This window comes from Lentzea sp. NPDC006480 (assembly GCF_040611995.1).
Classification (GTDB): domain Bacteria; phylum Actinomycetota; class Actinomycetes; order Mycobacteriales; family Pseudonocardiaceae; genus Lentzea.
Genome location: NZ_JBEXPJ010000294.1, coordinates 1 through 5,241, shown reverse-complemented (window position 1 = coordinate 5,241; position 5,241 = coordinate 1). Strand labels below are relative to the sequence as shown.

Annotated in this window: 7 protein-coding genes and 1 pseudogene; 2 read left to right on the top strand and 6 right to left on the bottom strand. The window is 63.0% G+C overall.

The genetic code is table 11. The features are described from left to right. Positions 1-544 precede the first annotated feature (544 nt). The 4 genes and pseudogenes from ABZX92_RS44995 to ABZX92_RS44980 form a co-directional block, all read right to left on the bottom strand. Entirely contained in the window at positions 545-691 is a 147-nt protein-coding gene (locus ABZX92_RS44995) for a hypothetical protein (protein ID WP_355572188.1), read from the bottom strand. A gap of 53 nt (positions 692-744) precedes the next feature. Further along, positions 745-938 (bottom strand): annotated as a pseudogene (locus ABZX92_RS44990) (DNA ligase); the annotation flags it as partial. Positions 939-1,041: 103 nt separating this feature from the next. Next, a complete protein-coding gene (locus tag ABZX92_RS44985) occupies positions 1,042-1,290 on the bottom strand; it encodes a hypothetical protein (RefSeq protein WP_355572186.1) in 249 nt (82 codons plus the stop codon). A gap of 49 nt (positions 1,291-1,339) precedes the next feature. After that, on the bottom strand, positions 1,340-1,669 hold the full coding sequence (locus ABZX92_RS44980) for a hypothetical protein (protein WP_355572184.1): 330 nt from the start codon (positions 1,667-1,669) through the stop codon (positions 1,340-1,342). A 380-nt stretch (positions 1,670-2,049) separates the two neighbouring features. Here ABZX92_RS44980 and ABZX92_RS44975 point away from each other — a divergent pair, with 380 nt between their 5' ends. After that, positions 2,050-2,454 (top strand): hypothetical protein, encoded by a 405-nt coding sequence (locus tag ABZX92_RS44975; RefSeq protein ID WP_355572182.1) that lies wholly within the window; start codon positions 2,050-2,052, stop codon positions 2,452-2,454. A gap of 108 nt (positions 2,455-2,562) precedes the next feature. Here ABZX92_RS44975 and ABZX92_RS44970 read toward each other — a convergent pair whose 3' ends face one another. Further along, positions 2,563-2,877, bottom strand: a complete 315-nt coding sequence (locus ABZX92_RS44970) for a hypothetical protein (protein ID WP_355572180.1) — start codon at positions 2,875-2,877, stop codon at positions 2,563-2,565. A gap of 138 nt (positions 2,878-3,015) precedes the next feature. Between ABZX92_RS44970 and ABZX92_RS44965 the strand changes: the two genes are divergently transcribed. After that, positions 3,016-3,792 (top strand): hypothetical protein, encoded by a 777-nt coding sequence (locus ABZX92_RS44965; protein ID WP_355572178.1) that lies wholly within the window; start codon positions 3,016-3,018, stop codon positions 3,790-3,792. Between the two features lie 137 nt (positions 3,793-3,929). Here the strand turns inward: ABZX92_RS44965 and ABZX92_RS44960 are convergent, their stop codons facing one another. Next, entirely contained in the window at positions 3,930-5,066 is a 1,137-nt protein-coding gene (locus tag ABZX92_RS44960; RefSeq protein WP_355572176.1) for an ATP-binding protein, read from the bottom strand. Positions 5,067-5,241 lie beyond the last annotated feature (175 nt).

The following is a 5,241-nucleotide window of genomic DNA, read 5'->3' as shown; positions in this document are numbered from 1 at the left end:
ATCGACGCGCGTCGAAGCCTACTTCACGTGCAAAGGGCATCGACGATGTCGCGCGGCGACCTCACATCCTTCGCTGTTGCAATGCCGAAGGCGTCGTGCCGATGGTCTTATGTATATGGGCTGCAATTGTGCAGGTATTGCGTCGATCTGTGACGTTATCTCGCCTTGTTTTGCGCGATCTGTTGGAATCGAGGTACTTGGTTGGCCTCGCGTTGTAGTGTGATGACACGCCCAGGTAAGTTCAAAAGTTCAAGCGTTATCGGCGCTAAGGCCTGAGAAAACCCTTACTATTGTGGGGTGTGGAGTGTCTGAAGTGGGCCGTAAGCTCGAACAGCAGGCCGAGGAAGTAAATGTAGCGGCCGGGGGCTGAGTAGAATCTGGACGAGATTGCGGGTGGTATCTATCACGGACCGGGCGAACCGATGCCGTAGCCGCGGAAGTGATCTGTTAAGTTCATAACGCCCAAGAGATGGTTTTGTGCGGTCGAAACCGATGCTTTCGGCTCAGGTGGAACTTGTGCGAATATGGCCGGGGTTCGGAAGGTTCAGGCTAATAGTTGCCGCCTTCCGCTGGCGATGTTGAAACTCACCTCACCCGCGACGGCCTGGGCCGGGGTGACCCGGCGGATGACGCCGAGGTGCGGGCTGACGTGCCGGACCAGCTTCGCGTAGGTCTCCTCGACCGGCACCACCCGTGAACCCGCTGGCGCCGTTAGTTCTCCGGCGGCGGCACCGAGTTCGACGCGAACTCGGCGGTGAGGTCGAGTCCATTGCGGCTGGTCTGCACCGCGGTGCCGTCTGCGGCGATCCGCATCGCCACGCGGTAGCCGTCCAGCTTGTACTCGTACGCCACTGCGGGCCCTCTCGCGGGCGGCCACCGTCGGGCTTGGCGAGCATGGGTTCGATCCAAACAGGAACGGAGTCTCGTGACACAGGCATGGCGACCTCCGCTCCCAGGGACGATGCCCAGTCGCCAGGAAGCTGAAGGTAACCCGATCGGCCTAACTTCGCGCGTCATCGCCGACCGGGATCGCCGTGTCAACTAGAGCTTCCGTAGCACGTGGAACGGCACTAACTGATCGACCACGTGCAGCTTGTCGGGGCGCCCGTCGGCATAGCCGATCTCGTAGTTGACGATCCCGAGCCAGTCGCCTTCGACGCTGGGGAAGCGTCCGTGGAGCCGCCCTTTCACTGAGCCGGTCAGGTCCAGGCCGGTGGGGATGACGTGCCTCTCGGCACCAGGCCTGCGGGCGAACAGGAGATCCAGTTGCACCTGGACGCCGGTGAGCACAGCTCTGCGGCCGTGGACGTCATCGCCCTCCCAGACTGTGAACGGGCTTCTAAGCATGGCGGCCGTCTCTCGAAGTCAGCGCTGACTGAAACCGTCGCAGGACGAGCTCGAAGTACAGCTCCTCGGACAGTTCGGCTCGATCAGGAGCGGGCGCCGTGGTGGTCAGCCGCCAGAAGTGATCAGCGCTGTCGGTGGCGCAAGCCAGGCAGCTGATGCGGGCCTCACCGTCCTGCACGACCGCACGGAACTCGGAGTGGCCGAGGGTGTGCCGGCCGAGCTTGCATCTCGCCGGCAAGAGGGCGACCAGCTGGCCGGTTGAGTCGTACCTGTAGGTGAGGTTGCCGTCCATTTGGGACGGTTCGAGAAGCTGCCGGTCCATGCGTCTTCGAGACGCTTCCGCTTCTCGCTGAGTTGCGCTGCCAGGGGCATCAGAGCCAAAGCAGGGACATACCGGGCCGGCCGAGACTGAAAAGAGGACAGCAGTGCCAGAATCTCCTCGCAGGTCTCCGTCGCTGTAATCGCCAACTCAGCGTCAATTGCGTCCATTCCGGCACCGTAACGTCCGCTTAGCGCCGACCATGTTTGGGCGTATCTCCGATCCGGCGATCCGCTGGAGTGCCCCGCTCCGTCACTTAGCCCAGTCCCTTGCCCGGTCTCTGCACGGAGGCCGCCGTCCCTGTCTTTCACCTGTTCGGGCGGGCGACAGCACCGGCTGGTGGATTCGTCGGCGTGCCGACGGTCCGACGCCACTGCTGTGCGGTGATCGTGTCCGACGTGAACCTTGAACCGCGTGGCACTGCCCACAGCTACGAAGTGCTCGGCCGGCTGATGGTCGCCTTGTTTGAATCCGGTGCGCCGGGCGCACTCGAAGGAGCGCAGGCGTTCAGGTTCTGGGAGACGCTGCAAGGTGGGTTCTCCCTGACCTGGGACCGCGGCCCTCATGCTGACGAAGTTGCCGACGAGTTGCTCGAGATCGCAGCAGACGACGACCGGACCCACGTGCTACGCCCAGGCGACGTAGTGCTCGTCCACAATGGCGTCGCTGACCCGAGCCGATACACCACCATCGACATCCAGAACGTGCGGATCCTGATCCGCCCGCACGACACCATCGGCCGTCAGGCCGCACTGTCCGAGGCGTTCGCGGCAGCGCCCGCCACCTGAGCCCTGGCGTGCACTCGAACCAGGGCTAGGTCGGCAGCAGGTGCATCGACCTAGCCCGGTGTCGAAGTTGCGATCACACGTTGATCGAGCACGGCCGACAGGCGGCTGTCAGGCGAACGGCTCGAAGGACACCGCGCCGGAGTCTTGCTGAACCTTGATGAGGCCGGGGACATCGTTGCGGCTGCGCAGGGCGATCTCCTGAACCAGCGCTATCGCGACAGTCCTGCGTTCTTCTTCGTCGCCGCTGTAGATGCCGTACCAGTGTGTTTCAGTGAACCATCGGTCGTCGCTGAGCTTTTCGATGTTGCCCAGAGCGGTCGCGGTGTTCACGCTCATGGTTGGCTTGTTCGTCTCGACATGCACGATCTGATCGGCCCGTACCAGGCCTTGATGAGTCTCCACCCACAGGTCAGAAGCAGCCATGATCACTACGCTACCCATGGGCCTGACCGGAGTAGTTGCCCTTGCGTGCTCGACAACGGTTGCGACGAGCGGCTCCGCGTGCTGGTCGAGTAAGCGTGCCGCGCAAACGGTGCACGACTCTCCCGTTATCGTCCGGGCATGAGCGCAGACCGACCTGACGAAGCGTTCGCCTTGGCTGTCGTTGGCCGGGTGCTCGGCGTGAACGTTGAGGAGTACGACGTCGACGGACGGCAGGCAGCGGTAGATGCGCTGTTGCACTACCCAGACGGCAGGATCGCCGCGCTGGAAGTGTCGTCGCTCGGGCCGGTCGACGAGGCGCGAATCATGAATGTCCTCGACAAACAGGGGCACAAACGAACCATCAAGGGACTCTCTAGCTGCTGGATGACCCAAGTTCCGCGGGACTTCCACCCCGGGAAGTTCCGCCTACTTGAGGGAGCTCTCCTTCACTGCGATGACCGTGGCATCACTGACCTCAAGGATGCTGTCGAGACGAGCGCAGCGGCTGCTGAACTGGTCGATCTTGGGGTGCGAGGCGTCGCGACAATGGAACAGGTCAAAGATGCCCCCATCGTTTGGGTCATCCCTGCGCCCATCGGAGGCTTCACCGGAACCGGAGGCCTTGATCTCGCCGATGTCGTAACGGCCGCGCTTCTCGACGAGAAGATGACCGGCAAGATCGAGAAGCTAGCGGCATCTGGTCATGACGAGCGACACCTGTTCCTCTCCGTAAGACCGCTGGCCTTCAGCTTCGCCGTCTACGACAACTTGTGCTTCGGTGGCCCACTGCCAACTGAACCGCCGAAACTTCCAGGAGGACTGTCGGAGCTGTGGCTCGCAAGTGGCTTCAAAGAAGGCGGAGTAGTCCGGGCGATCGCCGGCCACGCGTGGCGAAGAGAGCACCCGTTCGATTGACCAGTGGTTGCGTTAAGGCGGGGCTGATCGGTGCGCAGAGTGCTGACGCCGCGAGAGGTGCAGCGCCGCCTTAGCGCAAGCTGGTTGGTAACTGCAGGTCTGTAAGTGCGAACGACAGCCGCGGCTTCGCCAGGCCGCTACCCCAGGCCGCTCAGCACGAGCTTGATGGTGCTAAGCACGACACGTTCGGCGGCGTCGATGACCTGCCGGACTGGCCGGTACGTGCCGAGGTCGGTGGCTCGGCCTGTCCAGTAGCCGTCGAGTTCGTCCTGCGGAATGAGCTCCAGCGCTAGCTGACGTAGATACTGGTCAGGCGACCCGTTATCCAGCTCGGTCCACGGCAGGAAGACACCAGCATCGCGTCGCTCCACCGCTTTCACATGCAGCCTCCCTGTAAAGGCTGCACACGCCCTGTACTGCCGGTACAGGTGCTCTGAGATGTGCGGCCTGATCATGCTCACGCGCAGCTGAAGGCGGTCCACGTCGTCGGCGTGCTGCCACATCGTGAGGTTCCCGAGCGACGCGCGAAGGCTAGGTCGTGTGATGGCGTCGGGATACTCCGAGTCCACTAGGAGGTCGTATAAGTACTCGACGCCTCCCATCAGGCGTCGCTGCTCAACCAGGCAGCTCCAGACTTCGTTCACTGCCCGGACGCGTTCCTCATGGACGATGCTGTTTGTGAACAGGCGCCTGACGTCGCCCGAGTTTGCCCTGATGCTGGCGGCGCCCCGGCGGATGAGGATGTCCCCCGAGCGGAAGGTTGGCTGCTTGTCTGTGGTCTGGCCCTCTATCGCCGCTAGCACGGGTTGGGCGAAGCGCCGTCGAAAGTGGACTATCCCGTAGCGCTTCTCCTCGTTGGTGCCGGGCTCGACCAGCGTGTGCTCAGCCGCCACGACGATGAAGTCGCCGTCGATGTACTTCTCAAGCGCCTTGCGGATTGCTGTGGTGTCGATCTTCTCCGTGGTCGTTAGACCGACGTGCTCGTAGTCCTTCGCCACCCCGACGATGATCGTCCCGCCCGCCGGCAAATTGCAGAAGGCAAGTGCGTCCTTGGCAAGGCTGACCCTTGCAGCGTTGACGGAGAGGTCATTCAGGGTGGCCTTGAAGTCCCACTCGTCGCCTTCCCCGCGCACGTGCACGAGCTGCTCGAATGCCTGGCGTGAGATCGGATCCTGGTACTCAGCGACGTCCTGAGATCGCTGGCCAGACGCACTCGTCATTGATCGGTCCCTCCTGTATCCGGTGAAGCAGACGTTCACCCTCGCGGTGGTCATCTCCGCCGAGGGGCTCCAACAGGTCGTCCGTGGTCGCTGAAGGACCGGTCTGGATGATCCGTACGGGCGTGGTCAGCCCGGCCGGACGTGGGAGCAGAGGTGGCGCTGCTGATAGCCGCCAGGCACTCCGGTGCCGACGACCGTCCAGAACGCCTGCGACTCTGTGAGGTGGCCG